Origin of the sequence: Acidovorax sp. NB1 (assembly GCF_005405905.1) — a bacterium.
Taxonomy (GTDB): Bacteria; Pseudomonadota; Gammaproteobacteria; order Burkholderiales; family Burkholderiaceae_C; genus Acidovorax.
In genome coordinates this window covers 1-15363 of record NZ_BJHU01000002.1, presented here as the reverse complement: position 1 = coordinate 15363, position 15363 = coordinate 1, and the positions used below count along the sequence as shown (strand labels likewise).

Here is a 15363-nt window from a genome sequence, read left to right as displayed (position 1 = left end):
GTTATGCCTGATGACCATAGCAAGTTGGTACCACTCCTTCCCATCCCGAACAGGACAGTGAAACGACTTTGCGCCGATGATAGTGCGGGTTCCCGTGTGAAAGTAGGTCATCGTCAGGCTCTTACAGCCCAAACCGCCCTTCTGCTCTACCGAGTAGAAGGGCGTTTTGCTTTGGGGATGCGGAGTTATAGGGCTACTTTAATAGTGCTCCGCTGATTCACTTTGCTTTTGCCATGCAACTACAAGAGATTTTGTATTCCCAAGGGTTTGGCACACGCCGTGTCTGTGCTGGATTGGTGCAGCAAGGCTGGGTGTCAGTGCGTGAGTCGGCAGTGAATGCGGGCGGTTACGAGTACCGTACCTGCACCGATGCGACGGCCAACTATGACCCCGAAGGGCTGCTCTTGCGGGTCCAGGGCATTGACTGGCCCTACCATGCCAAAGCCTATGTGTTGTTGCACAAGCCTGCTGGGACGGAGTGCTCCCAGAAGCCATCCACCTATCCCAGCATCTACACCTTGTTGCCCGCGCCCTTGCGGCAGCGGCCAACCAAGAGTGCGGTGCAAGGGGTTCAGGCGGTGGGCCGTTTGGACCAAGACACAACGGGCATGTTGTTGCTGAGCGACGATGGGCAGTTTATTCACCGCATGAGTTCGCCCAAGAAACATGTCCCCAAGGTGTACCAGGTTACAACCAAACACCCGGTGGATGAGACCCAGGTATCCCGATTGCTCGCAGGGGTCGTGCTGGACGACGACCCCAAGCCGGTTCGCGCGGCGGACTGTGTGGTTGTGGGTAGTCACCGGTTGGACCTGACCTTGACGGAAGGCAAATACCACCAGGTCAAGCGCATGTTGGCTGCGGTGGGCAATCGGGTCGAAGGACTGCACCGTGCCCGAATTGGGGGCATGGATTTGCCTCTTGACCTGGCTCCCGGTGAATGGCGCTGGCTGGATGCAGACGAGCTGCGGTTGCTGACGCAGAGCGACTGAAGGCAGCGTGGCCGACGGTGCTCAAGGTTGAGCCCTTCACGAATCAACTCAGCAAGGACACCAGTGGCTCTGGTTTGCGGTTTCGCAAGCAAATTAATGCTCGTAACAGTCATGGCCATTCGTCACTGAGGCCCATTCAGATTCGCTCCATATTCTCTCGGCTCGGCTCGGCTCGGCTCGGTTCGGAAGAATATTCTTGGCGCTCGGCCGCGTCAGCGCTGCTGCACCTGTCTCCGGGTAGGCGCATGACCTGGATCAATGTTTTTGCCCCATCGACGATGTTCGTTCAGCAATAACCAGGGGAGGGCGGGTAGAGCGCTACACTCGGCGGCTGTGTTGAAAGTGGTTCTGTGAAGATTTTTTCGATTGCACGTACATGTGTTGCCCTTTGCGGGCTGTGGCTGTCCATTGGTGCTGCGGAGGCTGCTGAGCCACCGCTGTTTGTTCTGAATTCGCTGGAGGCCAATGTCAGTGTCATTGACCCCGCGACCTGGACGGAAACGACCCGGATTCCTACGGGCAAAGAGCCGCACCATCTGTACCTGACGCCCGACGAAAAATCGGTCATCGTGGCCAATGCGCTGGGCGATACGCTGACGTTCATCGATCCCCGCACGGCGCAGGTACAGCGTACGGTGCGGGGCATTGTGGACCCCTACCACCTGCGCTTTAGCCCCGATATGAAGTGGTTCATCACCGCTGCCAACCGGCTGAACCACGTGGATTTCTACCGCTGGGATGGAACGGACTTGACGCTTGTGCGACGTGTTGCCACATCGCGCACGCCCAGCCACCTGTGGATCGACAGCCGCAGCACCACGGTGTACTCCACCATGCAGGACAGTGATGAGCTGGTGGCCATGGACCTTGCCACGCAGACCATCAAATGGCGCATCAAGACAGGCGCCATGCCTGCGGATGTCTATGGCAGCCCAGACGACAAACGCCTGTTTGTGGGGCTGACCGGGAGTGACAGTGTCGAAGTGTTTGACGTCTCGGGGCGCGAGCCGATGAGTATCAAGAAGATCAAGACCGGTAACGGCGCCCATGCATTCCGTGCCGCAGGGGATGGACGCCACCTCTACGTGAGCAATCGGGTGGCCAACTCCATCAGCAAGATCGATATGACGACTTACCAGGTGGTGGAGTCCTATCCCGTGCCGGGCGGGCCGGACTGCATGGACGTGTCCGCCGACGGGCGGTTCATTTATGTGAGTTCGCGCTGGGCCCGCAAGTTGTCCGTGGTCGATGCAGAGACCAAGAAGGTCGTGCGGCAAGTGACGGTGGGCAAATCGCCCCACGGCGTCTGGACACTGCACCACGCGCCGCGCTGAGGGGGCAGGTGAGGGCCATGGGCGCCAAGCTGTGTTGTATGCCCAGGCCCTGGCGGCCTATTGCTATACTATTTATAGCTATTGGCGCCCACCCAGCAGGCGCAAACGCCCCAAATGATTGCAAAAAGCCTCTCTACCTGACATTCGATACCGGGCACATGGAGGTCGCCCCGCTGGTGGCCGACGTGCTGAACCGGCACCAGGTGCGCGTGACTTTTTTTGCTGCCAACGAGCGGACCAAGGAAGGCGATGGCAGCCTTGGCGAGCACTGGGCTCCCTGGTGGCGCGCTCGAGCGGCTGAAGGCCACGAGTTCGCCTCGCACACTTGGGACCACACGTATTGGCGTGCGGATGTGGGCACTGAGCAGGCCCCCGTGTTCCGTGTGCGTCCTTCTGCGGGCCCCATGGAGGGACAGAGTTTTCAGCTGTCGGCGGCTGAATACTGCGCAGAGATCCGTCGCGCTGCCGATCGCCTGAAGGTGGTGACGGGCAAGGCGCCGCTGCTCTTGTTTCGCGCCCCCGGGGGCAAGACATCTCCGCAGCTCATTGCCAGCGCGCAGGCCTGCGGCTTCGCGCACGTCGGCTGGTCGCCAGCTGGCTTCCTCGGCGATGAGTTACCCAGTGAGAGCGCCAGCAATGTGGCCCTGCTGCGCAAGGCCCTGCGTGACATTCGCAGCGGCGACATTTTGCTGGCGCACCTGGGGATCTGGTCGCGCAAAGACCCCTGGGCACCGGCCGTGCTGGAGCCGTTGATTGTGGGTCTCAAGGAGCAGGGCTTTTGCTTTCGCACCCTGCGGGAGCACCCCGTGTATGGGGTAGGGCGCTGATGGACAAGACGGTGGTTGGCTGCACAGGGGGCGGGGTTCTGCCTGTGGGCCCGCCAGGCCGCAGGCAAGGGAGCGTGATGTGATGGGATCGCTGGGCAGTTGGTTCGATGGTGTGCAGCAGTGGCTGTTCGAGAGCGTGCTGCAGCCGCTGATGTTCTGGCTGGGCCTGAGCAGCGTGCTGGAGACGGGCTATGAGGCCGCAGGCTGGCTGCTGGTGGGGCTGCTGCAGCTGCTGGTGATCGTGGCGGTGATCGGCCCTATGCAGCGCCTGTGGCCGGTGGAGCCTGTGACCAACCGTGCCACCATCCGCACCGACATCCTCTACACGCTGATCCACCGGCTGGGTGTGTTTCGTCTGGCGCTGTTCTTCACGGTGGACCCGCTGGCCGATTCCCTGTTTGGCGCCTTGCGCGTGGCCGGGGTCAGTACCTTCCAGCTCGATGGCCTCTGGCCGGGGATCACCGACATCCCCTGGGTGAGCTTGCTGCTGTACCTGGTGGTGTTCGATTTTGTGGACTACTGGATCCACCGGGGCCAGCACCACTTTGAATGGTGGTGGCGTCTGCACTCCCTGCACCACGCGCAGCAGCAGATGACCATGTGGAGTGATAACCGCAACCACCTGCTTGATGACCTGCTGCGGGACACAATTCTGGTGGTCGTTGCCCAGGCGATCGGTGTGGCCCCCGGGCAGTTCATTGCCATCGTGGCCATCACGCAGTTGAGCGAGAGCTTTCAGCACGCCAATGTGCGCCTGTGGTTTGGTCGTTGGGGGGAGCGCGTATGGATCAGCCCGCGTTTTCACCGCCTGCACCACAGCATTGGCATTGGCCACGAGACGGTCAAGCCCGCCGGTGCTTCCGCTGGGGCGCCCCGTGTGGTGCTGGGTGGGCACAATTTCGGCGTGTTGCTGCCCTGGTGGGACATGTTGATGCGCACGGCCAACTTCGAGTGGCGCTTTGACCCTACCGGTGTGCGAGACCAGGTCGAACCCGATGCCCAGGGTCAGCTGCGCGACTACGGCCAGGGATTCTGGTCCCAGCAGTGGCGGGGCGTGCTGAGGTTGTTCGGCAAAGCCTGATTCGTCTTCCTGTCATAGGCACCCAAGGTATGCTTGCCGACATGGGACTTCTGCTTGATTCTTTCTGGCGCGCGGCCGCCTACTGCCTGCGGCCACGTGTGGTGGCCCTGTCGGTTCTGCCCCTGCTGCTGATGGTGGCCCTGGCACTGGGCTTGGGCTATTTCTATTGGGATGCAGCAGTTCAGGGTATGCGCGCGATGCTGGATGCCTCCACGCTGCTGGCCAGCGTCTGGAGCTGGCTGCAGGGCTGGGGGTTGGGGGATGTCACCGCCGTGATGGCCCCTCTGATGGTAGTGCTGGCCGTGGCGCCCGTGCTGGTGGTGGTGTCGCTGCTCGCCGTGGCGGTGCTCATGACGCCTGCCTTGGTGGCCTTGGTGGCCGAGCGGCGGTTCCCCGATCTGGAGCGCAAGAAGGGCGGCTCCTTCATCGCCAGCGTGGTCTGGTCGGTGGGCTCGACCTTGTTGGCGCTGGTGGCCCTGGTGGTGTCTGTGCCGCTGTGGCTTGTGCCGCCGCTGGTGCTTATCCTGCCGCCCCTGATCTGGGGCTGGCTGACCTACCGGGTGATGGTGTTTGATGCGCTGGCCGACCACGCGAGCAAGGAAGAACGGCAGGAGATCTTCCGTCGCCACCGCAGCAGCCTGCTGGGCATTGGCATCGTCACGGGCTACCTGGGGGCGGCGCCCAGCATCGTGTGGGCCTCCGGGGTGGTGTTTGCGGCGGCCTTCTTCATCCTGATTCCTCTGGCCATCTGGATCTACACCCTGGTGTTCGCGTTCTCGTCGCTCTGGTTCACCCACTATGGTCTGGCGGCGCTGCAGCGCCTGCGGGCCGAATCTGCCGGGCTGGCTCCGGTCTCCGCCTCTGCCGGAGTGGTGGATGCCGCCAGGCCTTCCGCTGCGGCGGTAGCACCGGCCCTGCCAGCAGCGCCCGCTGCGGCGTCCTTGCCTGCGCCGTCTTCTCCGTCCAACGAAAACTCAGCACCATGACACCCACCTTCGGCCTCATCATCGTGGGCGACGAAATCCTCTCGGGCAAGCGCGCTGACAAGCACATGCCCAAGGTGATCGAGCTTTTGTCGGCGCGGGGCCTGTCGCTGGCCTATGCGGACTATGTGGGCGACAGCCCCGACCGCATCACGGCGACCCTGCAGCGCGCCTTTGCATCGGGCGACGTGGTGTTCTCGTGCGGCGGCATCGGCGCCACGCCCGACGACCACACACGCCAGTGTGCAGCCCGCGCCCTGGAGCGTGAACTGGTGCTGCACCCCGAGGCCGAGGCACTGATTCGCGAACGCATGCAGGACGTTGCACGCGAGCAAGGCGTGCCCTACGAGGCTGACCGGCCCGACAACATCCACAGGCTCAACATGGGGGTGTTTCCGGCAGGGGCCCGCATCATTTCCAACCCCTACAACAAGATTCCGGGCTTCAGCTGCGATGGGGCCGGGGGCGGGGCGGTGCATTTTGTGCCGGGCTTTCCCGTCATGGCCTGGCCCATGATCGAAGGGGTGCTGGACCAGCACTATGCGGTGCACTTCAATCGCACCCCCCAGACCGAGCAGTCGGTCGTGGTGTATGGCGCCATGGAGGCTGCGTTGACGCCTCTCATGGAACGCATCGAAAAAATGCACCCGCAGGTGCGGGTGTTCAGTCTGCCCAGTGTGGATCATCCACAATACGGGCGGCACATCGAGCTGGGCGTCAAAGGGCCCGCACCATTGGTTCCTGCCGCATGGCAGGAGCTGAAAAAAGGTTTGCACGATTTTGGTGCAAATTGCGGCCCCGAATTGGTGCGCAACCTGTGATGCTCAGGCTTGATCTATGGATTGCACTGTTTTGGTGCTTTTTGGCGGATGCCGTGCCAACCCGTAGTCTGCGGCGCTCCTTCATAGTGCGGTAGTGCACTCGGCTGGCACGCAAACTGCTTTTATTTCGGCAAAATCTTTTTTCAACAAGCGCTTTACCCAGGAGAACCTGATGGCCAAGACCGTTGCAGACGTGATGAAGATGGTGAAGGAAAACGAAGTCAAGTTCATTGACTTTCGTTTCACCGACACCCGTGGCAAACAACAGCACACCACGGTGCCCGTCTCTCACTTCGACGAAGACAAGTTCATTTCGGGCCACGCCTTCGACGGTTCGTCGATTGCCGGCTGGAAGGGCATTGAAGCCTCCGACATGCAGCTGATCCCCGATCCCAGCACGGCCAACATCGATCCTTTCTTTGAAGAAACGACGCTGATCCTGACCTGCGACGTGATCGAGCCCACCGACGGCAAGGCCTATGACCGCGACCCCCGCTCCATCGCCAAGCGCGCTGAAGCCTACCTGAAGGCCTCCGGCCTGGGCGACACCGCCTACTTCGGTCCCGAGCCAGAATTCTTCATCTTCGACGGCGTGCGCTGGAGCACCGAACCCAACCACACCTTCTACGAAATCGAAGAGTACGAAGCTCCCTGGAACACGGGCGCCAAGCTCGAAGGTGGCAACCGTGGCCACCGCCCCACCGTCAAGGGCGGCTACTTCCCCGTGCCTCCGGTTGATAGCACGCAAGACATGCGCGCCGAGATGTCCCTGATCCTCGAATCTCTGGGCATCCCTGTCGAAGTGTTCCACCACGAAGTGGCGGGCGCTGGCCAGAACGAAATCGGCACCCGTTTCAGCACGCTGGTCGAGCGCGCTGACTGGACCATCCTGCAAAAGTACGTGATCCACAACGTGGCCAACGCCTACGGCAAGACCGCCACGTTCATGCCCAAGCCTTACCATGGCGACAACGGCTCCGGCATGCACGTGCACCAGTCCGTCTGGAAGGACGGCAAGAACCTGTTCGCAGGCGACGGCTATGCCGGTCTGTCGGACTTCGCGCTGTACTACATCGGCGGCATCATCAAGCACGCCCGTGCTCTGAATGCCATTACCAACCCCGGTACCAACAGCTACAAGCGCCTGGTGCCTCACTTCGAAGCCCCGGTGAAGCTGGCCTACTCGGCCAAGAACCGTTCTGCATCGATCCGCATCCCCTACGTGGCCAACCCCAAGGGCCGTCGCGTGGAAGCCCGCTTCCCCGATCCACTGATGAACCCCTACCTGGGCTTTGCTGCCCTGCTGATGGCGGGTCTGGACGGCGTGGAAAACAAGATCCATCCCGGCGAAGCCGCCACGAAGGACCTGTACCACCTGCCCCCAGAAGAAGACAAGCTGGTGCCTACCGTGTGCCACAGCCTGGACCAGGCCCTGGAGCACTTGGACAAGGACCGCGCGTTCCTGACCAAGGGTGGCGTGTTCACCGACAGCATGATCGACGCCTACATCGATCTGAAGATGAACGAAGTGACCCGCTTCCGCATGGCCGTGCACCCTGTCGAGTACGACATGTACTACTCGCTGTAATCGTCTGCCTGCAGACCATTGCTCAGAAAAAGGCGGCGCAAGCCGCCTTTTTTCATGGGCGGAAGGCATGTTTACATGCCGTGATGGAACCCCGTGTGCATGTGTTGCATCTTTAGTCAAAGCCCTTCCCAGGTCTGCCCTTGCTCGATTGGCGATGTGTGGCGATTGGTGGATACTCCTTTCTCTCCTGCATGTCCGTGCGAGGATCCTGAATGAAAAAAACGCTCTTCACCCTGCTCCTCATTGCCTCCACGCCTTTTGCCGCCTGGGCCCAAGACCGCATCTACCGCTGCGGCAACGAATACACGAACAACGCCACCCAGGCCAAGGAGCGCGGCTGCAGGCTGGTAGAAGGGGGCAATGTCACCGTGGTGCAGGGCAGCCGGCCTGCGGCAGGGCCAGCGCCAGCGTCTTCTTCCTCTGGCGGCGGGGCGGCCACGTCGCCCCCATCGGCCCCCAAGGTCAGCAGCAACGACCAGAAGGCCCGTGATTCCGACGCCCGCGCCATCCTGGAGTCCGAGCTGCGCAAGGCCGAAACACGCCACGCCGACCTCGTCAAGGAATACAACAACGGGGCCCCCGAGCGCAACGCGCTCGACCTGCGCAACCCCCAGCGCTACACGGAGCGCACGGCCGAACTCAAGGCCAGCGTGGCCCGCAGCGAAAGTGACATCGCAGGCATCAAGCGCGAGATCGCCCGCCTGCCAGCGCCCGCCAACTAACCAACAACCACCCCTGCGTGTGAGTGTCCCTTCATCCCCTGAACTGCCCGGCACCGACACCGGGCGTTTTCATTCTCTGGACCTGATGTCCACCCTGGTGGCGGTGCTGCGTGCCGATGGCGCCGTGCAGTTTGCCAACGCCGCCCTCGAAAACACCCTGGGCCTGTCGCGCCGCACCCTGGAGGGCGCGGACTTCTCCACCTTCTTCACCGACCCTGCCTTGCTGCAGACCGCCCTGGCAGGCGCCCGGGGCAAGGACTTTGCCGCGCTGCGCTACGAGGCCAGCCTGAAGCGCCTGCACCAGGAGCCCGTGCCTGTGCATGTCAACGTGGCCGATGCCGAGCAGGTGGGCGAAATCCTGGTAGAGCTGTGGCCGCTGGAGCAGCAGGCCCGCCAGGACCGCGAAGAGCGCCTGCGCGACCAGGCCCAGGCCAACAAGGAACTGATCCGCAACCTGGCCCACGAGATCAAGAACCCGCTGGGCGGCATCCGGGGCGCGGCGCAGCTGCTGGAGATGGAGCTGGACAACCGCGAACTGACGGAATACACCCAGGTCATCATCCACGAGGCCGACCGCCTGCAGAGCCTGGTGGACCGGCTGCTGGCGCCGCACCGCCACCCGCACTTGGTGGGCGACGTGAACATCCACGAGGTGTGCGAGCGTGTGCGTTCGCTCGTGCTGGTTGAATACCCGCAGGGCCTCAAGGTCCAGCGCGACTACGACACCTCCATCCCCGAGTTCCGGGGCGACCGCGCGCAGCTTATCCAGGCGCTGCTGAACATCGTGCAAAACGGCGCCCAGGCGCTCACCGACCGCATTGCGGCGGGCGATGCGGTGATCACGCTGCGCACCCGTGTGGCCCGCCAGGTCACGTTCGGTCGCCAGCGCTACCGGCTGGCACTGGAATTGCATGTCATCGACAACGGACCGGGCGTACCCGACGCCATCAAGGAACGGATTTTTTATCCACTGGTGTCGGGGCGGGACGGCGGATCAGGGCTGGGGCTGACGTTGGCGCAAACCTTCGTACAGCGCCACCACGGGTTGATCGAATGCGACAGCGTACCGGGTCGCACCGACTTCCGCATCCTGATCCCCTTGCCTTGACAGCGCACGACGGTCCCTGACACGCAACCACAGGGAAGGTTAGAAAAACATATGAAGCCGATCTGGATAGTAGATGACGACCCCTCGATCCGCTTCGTCCTGGAAAAGGCGCTGGCCCGCGAGAACCTGCCCACGCGCAGCTTCACGCACCCCCGCGAAGTGCTGGACGCGCTGGCCGACATCACGGCAGGCGACCCCGCCCGCCAGGGCCCCCAGGTCCTGGTGAGCGACATCCGCATGCCCGGGGGCTCGGGCCTGCAACTGCTGGAGAAGGTGCGCGAGCTGCAGCCCGGCCTGCCCGTCATCATCATGACGGCGTACTCCGACCTCGACAGCGCGGTGTCGGCCTTTCAGCGCGGCGCGTTCGAATACCTGCCCAAGCCTTTTGACCTGCCCAAGGCGGTGGAGCTGATCCGCCGGGCGGTCGAAGAAAGCCAGCGCGAAGAAGTCACCGAAGAGCGCCAGACGGCAACTCCCGAAATGCTGGGCCAGGCGCCCGCCATGCAGGACGTGTTCCGCGCCATCGGGCGGCTGTCGCAAAGCCAGGTCACGGTGCTCATCACCGGCGAATCGGGCTCGGGCAAGGAGCTGGTGGCGCGCGCGCTGCACAAGCACTCGCCCGTGGCGGACGGCCCCTTTGTGGCCATTAACACCGCCGCCATCCCCAAGGACCTGCTGGAGAGCGAACTCTTCGGTCACGAGCGCGGGGCCTTCACCGGCGCACAGACCCAGCGCCGCGGCCGTTTCGAGCAGGCCGAGGGCGGCACGCTGTTCCTCGACGAAATCGGTGACATGCCGTTTGATTTGCAGACACGCCTGCTGCGCGTGCTGTCGGACGGCCAGTTCTACCGCGTGGGCGGCCACGCGGCCGTCAAGGCCCATGTGCGCGTGATTGCCGCCACCCACCAGAACCTGGAGCAGCGTGTCAAGGAAGGCGGCTTCCGCGAGGACTTGTTCCACCGCCTCAACGTGATCCGCCTGCGCCTGCCCGCGCTGCGCGAGCGGCACGAGGACGTGCCCATGCTCACGCGCCACTTCCTGCAGCAAAGCGCGCGGCAGCTGGGCGTGGAGCCCAAGCGCATTGCCGACTCGGCGCTGGCGCGGCTGGAGCAGTTCGCCTTTCCGGGCAACGTGCGCCAGCTGGAGAACATCTGCCACTGGCTCACGGTGATGGCGCCTGCGCAGGTGATCTCGCTGCAAGACCTGCCGCCCGAGGTGCTAGAAGCCCCGGTCTACCAGCCGCCCGTGCGTGCAGCAGCAGGGGCTGAGCCTGCGGCCACGGTCACCTCCATGCCCGTGGCGCCGCTGGCCGCTGTGGTGCCTGTGGCGCAGGCCCCCGCTGCACCGCAGCCCCCGGTCGACATGGTGGGAGGGCTGCACCCCGCGGCCCCCGTGCCGGCGCCAATGCCTGCCGCCGTGCCGTCCTGGTCCGCCGACACCGCGGCGGCGGCTCCGGTTGCCACCGCCTTCAGCTGGGAGCAGGCCCTGGAAACCGAGGCGCAAAAACTGCTCGCAGGCGGCCAGCCCGAAGTGTGGGATGCGCTCACGCGGCGCTTTGAGTCGCGCCTGATCCGTACCGCCTTGGTGGCCACCCACGGGCGCCGCATGGAGGCCGCGCAGCGCCTGGGCATCGGGCGCAACACCATCACGCGCAAGATCCAGGAGCTAGGGCTGGACGCACCCGACGAGGCCTGAGCGTGTAGCCTAGCCGCCGGATACAAAAGAGCCCCTGGCAGCGGCAAGCTGCCAGGGGCTCTTGGGCTTTGGTGCTACAAAAAAATCAAGGAAAAAAGGCCGTTTGCGCGCGACCCTATTGCCTTTTTTGCTATTGATTCAGTAGCAAATCAACCCAGGGTCACGACCACAGGGGTGTGGTCGCTGGGCTGCGGGTTCTTGCGCGGGGCGCGGTCCACCACGCAGGCGGTCACGGTGGGCTTGAGGGCATCGCTCACCAGGATGTGGTCGATGCGCAGGCCCCGGTTCTTCTGGAAACCCAGCATGCGGTAGTCCCACCATGAGAAGCTCTTTTCGGGCTGGTCGAACATACGGAACGCATCCGTCAGCCCCAGCGCCAGCAGGGCCTGGAAATGGTTGCGCTCTTCGGTGGTGTGGTGGATGGTTTCGCGCAGGCCGTCAGGGTCGTAAGAGTCGCGATCTTCCGGCGCCACGTTGAAGTCGCCTACCAGCACCAGGCGCGGGTGCGCGGCCATCTCGGCGCGCACCATGTCCTGCAGCGCCTGCAGCCAGCGCATCTTGTAGGCAAACTTTTCTGAGCCCGGCTCCTGGCCGTTGACGAAATAGCCATTGAGCAGGCGCAGCGGGCCCGCAGGCGTGTCCAGCGTGGCCGCGATGACGCGGGCCTGCTCGTCGCCAAACCCGGGGATGTTGCGCACCACGTCGCGCAGCGGGTGGCGGCTCAGGATGGCCACGCCGTTGTAGGTCTTCTGGCCAAAGGCGGCGGCTTCGTAGCCCGCCTCTTTCAGCGCCTCGTGCGGAAACTTGTCGTCGGTGAGCTTGAGCTCCTGCAGGCACAGCGCATCGACCGGGTTGGCGGCCAGCCAGGCCAGCACCTGGGGCAGGCGCACCGACAGGGAGTTCACGTTCCAAGTGGCTATTTGCATGGGTTTTTTGGCCTTCTGCGCCCGTCCATCAAGCGCTATCAGCTATCAATAAGTGAGTAAAAAGGGTGGCAGCGCTCAGGCCGCACGCACGTAGGTCACAAAGCTGAAGGGCAAGCCGTTGCTGCCCACATGGCGGCTGCGGGCCGATTCTGCCCACTCCGGGCCCAGCGTGGGGGCATAGGCATCGCCATCGAACGGCTGCTCGATCTCGGTCACTTCCAGTCGGTCAGCCAGGGGCAGGGCTTCGGCGTAGATTTGTGCGCCCCCAATCACCCACACCGTCTGGCCTGCGTCGCACAGCGCCAGGGCCTCGGCCAGGCTGCCCGCGCGGTGGGCGCCCTCGGCCTGCCAGCCCGCCTGGCGCGTCACCACGATGTTGGTGCGGCCGGGCAGGGGGCGAAAACGCGGGGGCAGCGAGTCCCAGGTCTTGCGGCCCATGACCACCGGGCAGCCCTGCGTGAGCTGCTTGAAATGCGCCATGTCTTCGGCCAGGTGCCAGGGGAGCTGATTGTCCCGGCCGATGACGCCATTGGCGGCGCGGGCGTAGATGAGGTGCAGGGGCATGGGGCGCGGTGCTTTTGGAGGTTGATCCGGTCAGATGTGCAGGGCTGCGAGAGCGCCCACGCCCAAGCCCACGGCGGCCACGCCGTACATGCCGTACTCCAGCCACTTCTTCTTGGTCAGCAGCGCAATCGCGGCCAGTGCAATCGCCACCTGCAGCGCGGTGGTGGCCTGGGCCCAGCGGTGGTGCTGGTGCATCTGGGCGTCGCTTTTCTGGTCGAAGGCGTGGGCATCGGCCTCCAGCTTTTCGGCCACGGCCTTGATCTCGTTCTTTTCTTTTTCGTAGCGGTCGATCTTGCCCTGGTACTTGGCCTTTTCGGTCTCGGCCGGGGTCAGGTCACGCGCCAGCTCGGCCAGGCTTTGTTTGGTGCTTTTGGACTGGAAGTAATTCCACTGATTGGAGGCCTCGGTCTTCTTGATGGCCGCGTCGTTCTTCATCAGGCCTGCATTGGCCTGCGTGGCGCCGCCCATGTAGGAAAAGATGGCGCCCACCGTGGCCACGATGGCCGTGAACATCGCGATCTTGTTCATGGACGAGCCATTGCTCTCCTGGCCGTGGCTGCTGGAGTGGTCGTCATGGTGGCCATGGGTGGCATGCTCGACTGCGTGGTCGTGGGGGCCGTGTACGTGAAATCCGCCGGAAGACATGGGTAAGCGTGGGGTGGTTGTGGTGGATGGACGCCGGGCCAGCGCTCTGGCGCGGGCCTGCGGCAACAGGTTGTTGTCGGTGGCTGTGGTTGAGGCGGGTGCGGGTCGAGGCTACACCGCCACAGGGGCCTTGATGGCGGGGTGGCACTGGTAGTCCACCACTTCAAAGTCTTCGAACTGGTAGTCGAAGATGCTGTCTGGCTTGCGCTTGATGTTCAGCACAGGGTAGGGGTAGGGCGTGCGTGCCAGCTGCGTCTGCACCTGTTCGTGGTGGTTGCTGTAGATGTGGCAGTCGCCGCCCGTCCAGATGAAGTCGCCCACGTCCAGATCGCACTGCTGGGCCACCATGTGGGTCAGCAGCGCGTAGCTGGCGATGTTGAAGGGCACGCCCAGAAAGATGTCGGCGCTGCGCTGGTACAGCTGGCAGCTCAGCGTGCCGCGTCCGCCAGGCTCTTGCGCTGGGGCCACGTAGAACTGAAAAAACGCGTGGCAGGGCATGAGCGCCATCTTGTGCAGCTCGGCCACGTTCCAGGCGCTCACGATGATGCGGCGCGAGTCAGGGTTGGTCTTGAGGGTTTGGATGACGTCGCTGATCTGGTCGATGTGCCCGCCGTCTGGTGTGGGCCAGCTGCGCCACTGCACGCCATACACGGGGCCCAGGTCGCCGTCCTCGCGTGCCCATTCGTCCCAGATGGTCACGCCGCGCTCTTTCAGCCAGTTGTTGTTGCTGGAGCCGGTCAGGAACCACAGCAGTTCCTGGATGATGGATTTGAGGTGCACCTTCTTGGTCGTGACCAGCGGAAAACCTTCCTTCAGGTCAAACCGCATCTGGTGGCCAAACACGCTCTTGGTGCCGGTGCCGGTGCGGTCCGACTTGTCCACGCCGTGCGTGAACACATGGCGCATGAAGTCTTCGTACTGGGAGCGCACGGGGCGGGCGGGCAGGGCAGAGGCTGCCGGGGCGGCAGAAGGCTGGGTCATGGGATGGATCACTCAGAGTGGGGCGCCGCCATCAAGGGGTGGCCGTTGCCGACGGCGGATTTTATGCGGAGCGGGAGAATGCGGGACTTGCCTTCCCTCTCTTGCACCTGCCATGACAACTTCTGCCACTCCCGTCACCATCCGGCCTTTCGAAGCCGCCGACTGGCCCGCCGTATGGCCCATCCTGCGCACCACCTTCCAGGCGGGCGACACGTATGCCTTTGCCCCTGACAGCAGCGAGGCCGAGATCCACAAAACTTGGGTAGAGCTGCCTGCGGCTACCTTTGTTGCCGTGGGCGCAGGTGAGGGAATTTTTGGCACGTACTTCATCAAGCCCAACCAGGCGGGGCTGGGCGCCCATGTGTGCAACTGTGGCTATGTGGTGGCGCCGGCCGCGCAGGGGCAGGGCGTGGCCTCGTTGATGTGCGAGCACTCCCAGCAGCAGGCCGTGGCCATGGGCTTTCGGGCCATGCAATTCAACCTGGTGGTGGCCAGCAACCTGCGCGCCGTGCGGCTGTGGCAGCACCTGGGCTTTGCGGTCGTGGGCACGCTGCCCGGGGCTTTCAGGCACCACACACTGGGCTATGTGGATGCCCACGTGATGTTCAAGACGCTGGTGGCCTGAGCCTTTTTCAAATGTAAAAAGGGCTCCCACACAGGAGCCCTTTCAGGGAGTCAGGGGAAAAACACTCCCCATGGCAGCAACACCCCGCCAACGCGGCGTGCCACCACCATGGGAAGGCCCGCAACTGCGTCAACCGATTACATGGCGCTGAATTCGCCCGAAGGGATCTGGCCCGTGCGCAGGGCTTCAGCAGCCTGGGCACGCACCGCAGCGCGGTCGGCCGTGGACTTGTAGGTCACCACACGCGAACCTGCGGGTTCGATGGAGCGGGTCTGGGCCACAGTAGCGGCTTCAGCAGCCACTTCAGCACGGGTGCGGTTCGTGTCGAACTTCAGTGCGAACTGCGAGCCATCGGCTTCGTCAGCGTGGGCGCCGAAGGCAGAGAAAGCAGCCACAGCGGCGATGGAGATGATGCGAGCGGTCTTGTTCATGGTGAAACTCCGATGAAATTCAAAAAAGAGGGATGTACTA

16 protein-coding genes and 1 rRNA gene are annotated in these 15363 nt (G+C 63.6%); 12 read left to right on the top strand and 5 right to left on the bottom strand.

The genetic code is table 11. The annotated features are described in order from the left end of the window. The first annotated feature begins 6 nt into the window (after positions 1–6). The 11 genes from rrf to ntrC all read left to right on the top strand — a co-directional run bounded on the left by rrf (position 7) and on the right by ntrC (position 11151). Positions 7–119 (top strand): 5S ribosomal RNA (rrf, locus tag AvAM_RS00155). 114 nt (positions 120–233) lie between these two features. Then, complete coding sequence (locus AvAM_RS00150) at positions 234–992, top strand: 16S rRNA pseudouridine(516) synthase (protein ID WP_137745197.1); 759 nt, start codon at positions 234–236, stop codon at positions 990–992. Positions 993–1342: 350 nt separating this feature from the next. Beyond that, positions 1343–2326: a beta-propeller fold lactonase family protein gene (locus AvAM_RS00145; RefSeq protein ID WP_137745196.1), complete on the top strand. Its 984-nt coding sequence runs from the start codon at positions 1343–1345 to the stop codon at positions 2324–2326. A 38-nt stretch (positions 2327–2364) separates the two neighbouring features. Beyond that, positions 2365–3153 (top strand): polysaccharide deacetylase family protein, encoded by a 789-nt coding sequence (locus AvAM_RS00140; RefSeq protein WP_137745200.1) that lies wholly within the window; start codon positions 2365–2367, stop codon positions 3151–3153. Positions 3154–3235: 82 nt separating this feature from the next. Continuing rightward, positions 3236–4234, top strand: coding sequence for a sterol desaturase family protein (locus tag AvAM_RS00135; RefSeq protein ID WP_137745199.1), 999 nt, complete (start codon positions 3236–3238; stop codon positions 4232–4234). A gap of 41 nt (positions 4235–4275) precedes the next feature. Continuing rightward, positions 4276–5220 (top strand): EI24 domain-containing protein, encoded by a 945-nt coding sequence (locus tag AvAM_RS00130; RefSeq protein ID WP_137745195.1) that lies wholly within the window; start codon positions 4276–4278, stop codon positions 5218–5220. After that, positions 5217–6038 carry a molybdopterin-binding protein gene (locus AvAM_RS00125; RefSeq protein WP_137745194.1) on the top strand — a complete coding sequence of 274 codons (822 nt, stop codon included), beginning with the start codon at positions 5217–5219 and terminating at the stop codon, positions 6036–6038. Before AvAM_RS00130 ends, AvAM_RS00125 begins: the two co-directional genes overlap by 4 nt. A 172-nt stretch (positions 6039–6210) precedes the next feature. After that, entirely contained in the window at positions 6211–7626 is a 1416-nt protein-coding gene (glnA, locus tag AvAM_RS00120) for a type I glutamate--ammonia ligase (protein ID WP_063459400.1), read from the top strand. Positions 7627–7838: 212 nt separating this feature from the next. After that, positions 7839–8348 (top strand): hypothetical protein, encoded by a 510-nt coding sequence (locus tag AvAM_RS00115; RefSeq protein WP_137745193.1) that lies wholly within the window; start codon positions 7839–7841, stop codon positions 8346–8348. An 85-nt stretch (positions 8349–8433) separates the two neighbouring features. Next, positions 8434–9456, top strand: coding sequence for a nitrogen regulation protein NR(II) (gene glnL, locus AvAM_RS00110; RefSeq protein ID WP_137745198.1), 1023 nt, complete (start codon positions 8434–8436; stop codon positions 9454–9456). A gap of 51 nt (positions 9457–9507) precedes the next feature. Continuing rightward, positions 9508–11151: a nitrogen regulation protein NR(I) gene (ntrC, locus tag AvAM_RS00105; RefSeq protein WP_137745192.1), complete on the top strand. Its 1644-nt coding sequence runs from the start codon at positions 9508–9510 to the stop codon at positions 11149–11151. A gap of 149 nt (positions 11152–11300) precedes the next feature. Here the strand turns inward: ntrC and xth are convergent, their stop codons facing one another. From xth to AvAM_RS00085, 4 genes are all read right to left on the bottom strand, one after another. Further along, the gene (xth, locus tag AvAM_RS00100) at positions 11301–12077 is read right to left on the bottom strand and encodes an exodeoxyribonuclease III (protein ID WP_137745191.1); all 777 of its coding nucleotides are present in this window, start codon (positions 12075–12077) and stop codon (positions 11301–11303) included. Between the two features lie 75 nt (positions 12078–12152). After that, positions 12153–12641 (bottom strand): dihydrofolate reductase, encoded by a 489-nt coding sequence (locus tag AvAM_RS00095; RefSeq protein ID WP_137745190.1) that lies wholly within the window; start codon positions 12639–12641, stop codon positions 12153–12155. A gap of 30 nt (positions 12642–12671) precedes the next feature. Next, on the bottom strand, positions 12672–13286 hold the full coding sequence (locus AvAM_RS00090; RefSeq protein ID WP_137745189.1) for a DUF4337 domain-containing protein: 615 nt from the start codon (positions 13284–13286) through the stop codon (positions 12672–12674). A 111-nt stretch (positions 13287–13397) separates the two neighbouring features. Continuing rightward, positions 13398–14267 carry a thymidylate synthase gene (locus tag AvAM_RS00085; protein ID WP_137745188.1) on the bottom strand — a complete coding sequence of 290 codons (870 nt, stop codon included), beginning with the start codon at positions 14265–14267 and terminating at the stop codon, positions 13398–13400. A 112-nt stretch (positions 14268–14379) separates the two neighbouring features. Here AvAM_RS00085 and AvAM_RS00080 point away from each other — a divergent pair, with 112 nt between their 5' ends. Further along, positions 14380–14892 carry a GNAT family N-acetyltransferase gene (locus tag AvAM_RS00080; protein ID WP_137745187.1) on the top strand — a complete coding sequence of 171 codons (513 nt, stop codon included), beginning with the start codon at positions 14380–14382 and terminating at the stop codon, positions 14890–14892. A 137-nt stretch (positions 14893–15029) separates the two neighbouring features. Here AvAM_RS00080 and AvAM_RS00075 read toward each other — a convergent pair whose 3' ends face one another. Continuing rightward, entirely contained in the window at positions 15030–15323 is a 294-nt protein-coding gene (locus tag AvAM_RS00075; protein ID WP_137745186.1) for a DUF4148 domain-containing protein, read from the bottom strand. Positions 15324–15363: the final 40 nt, after the last annotated feature.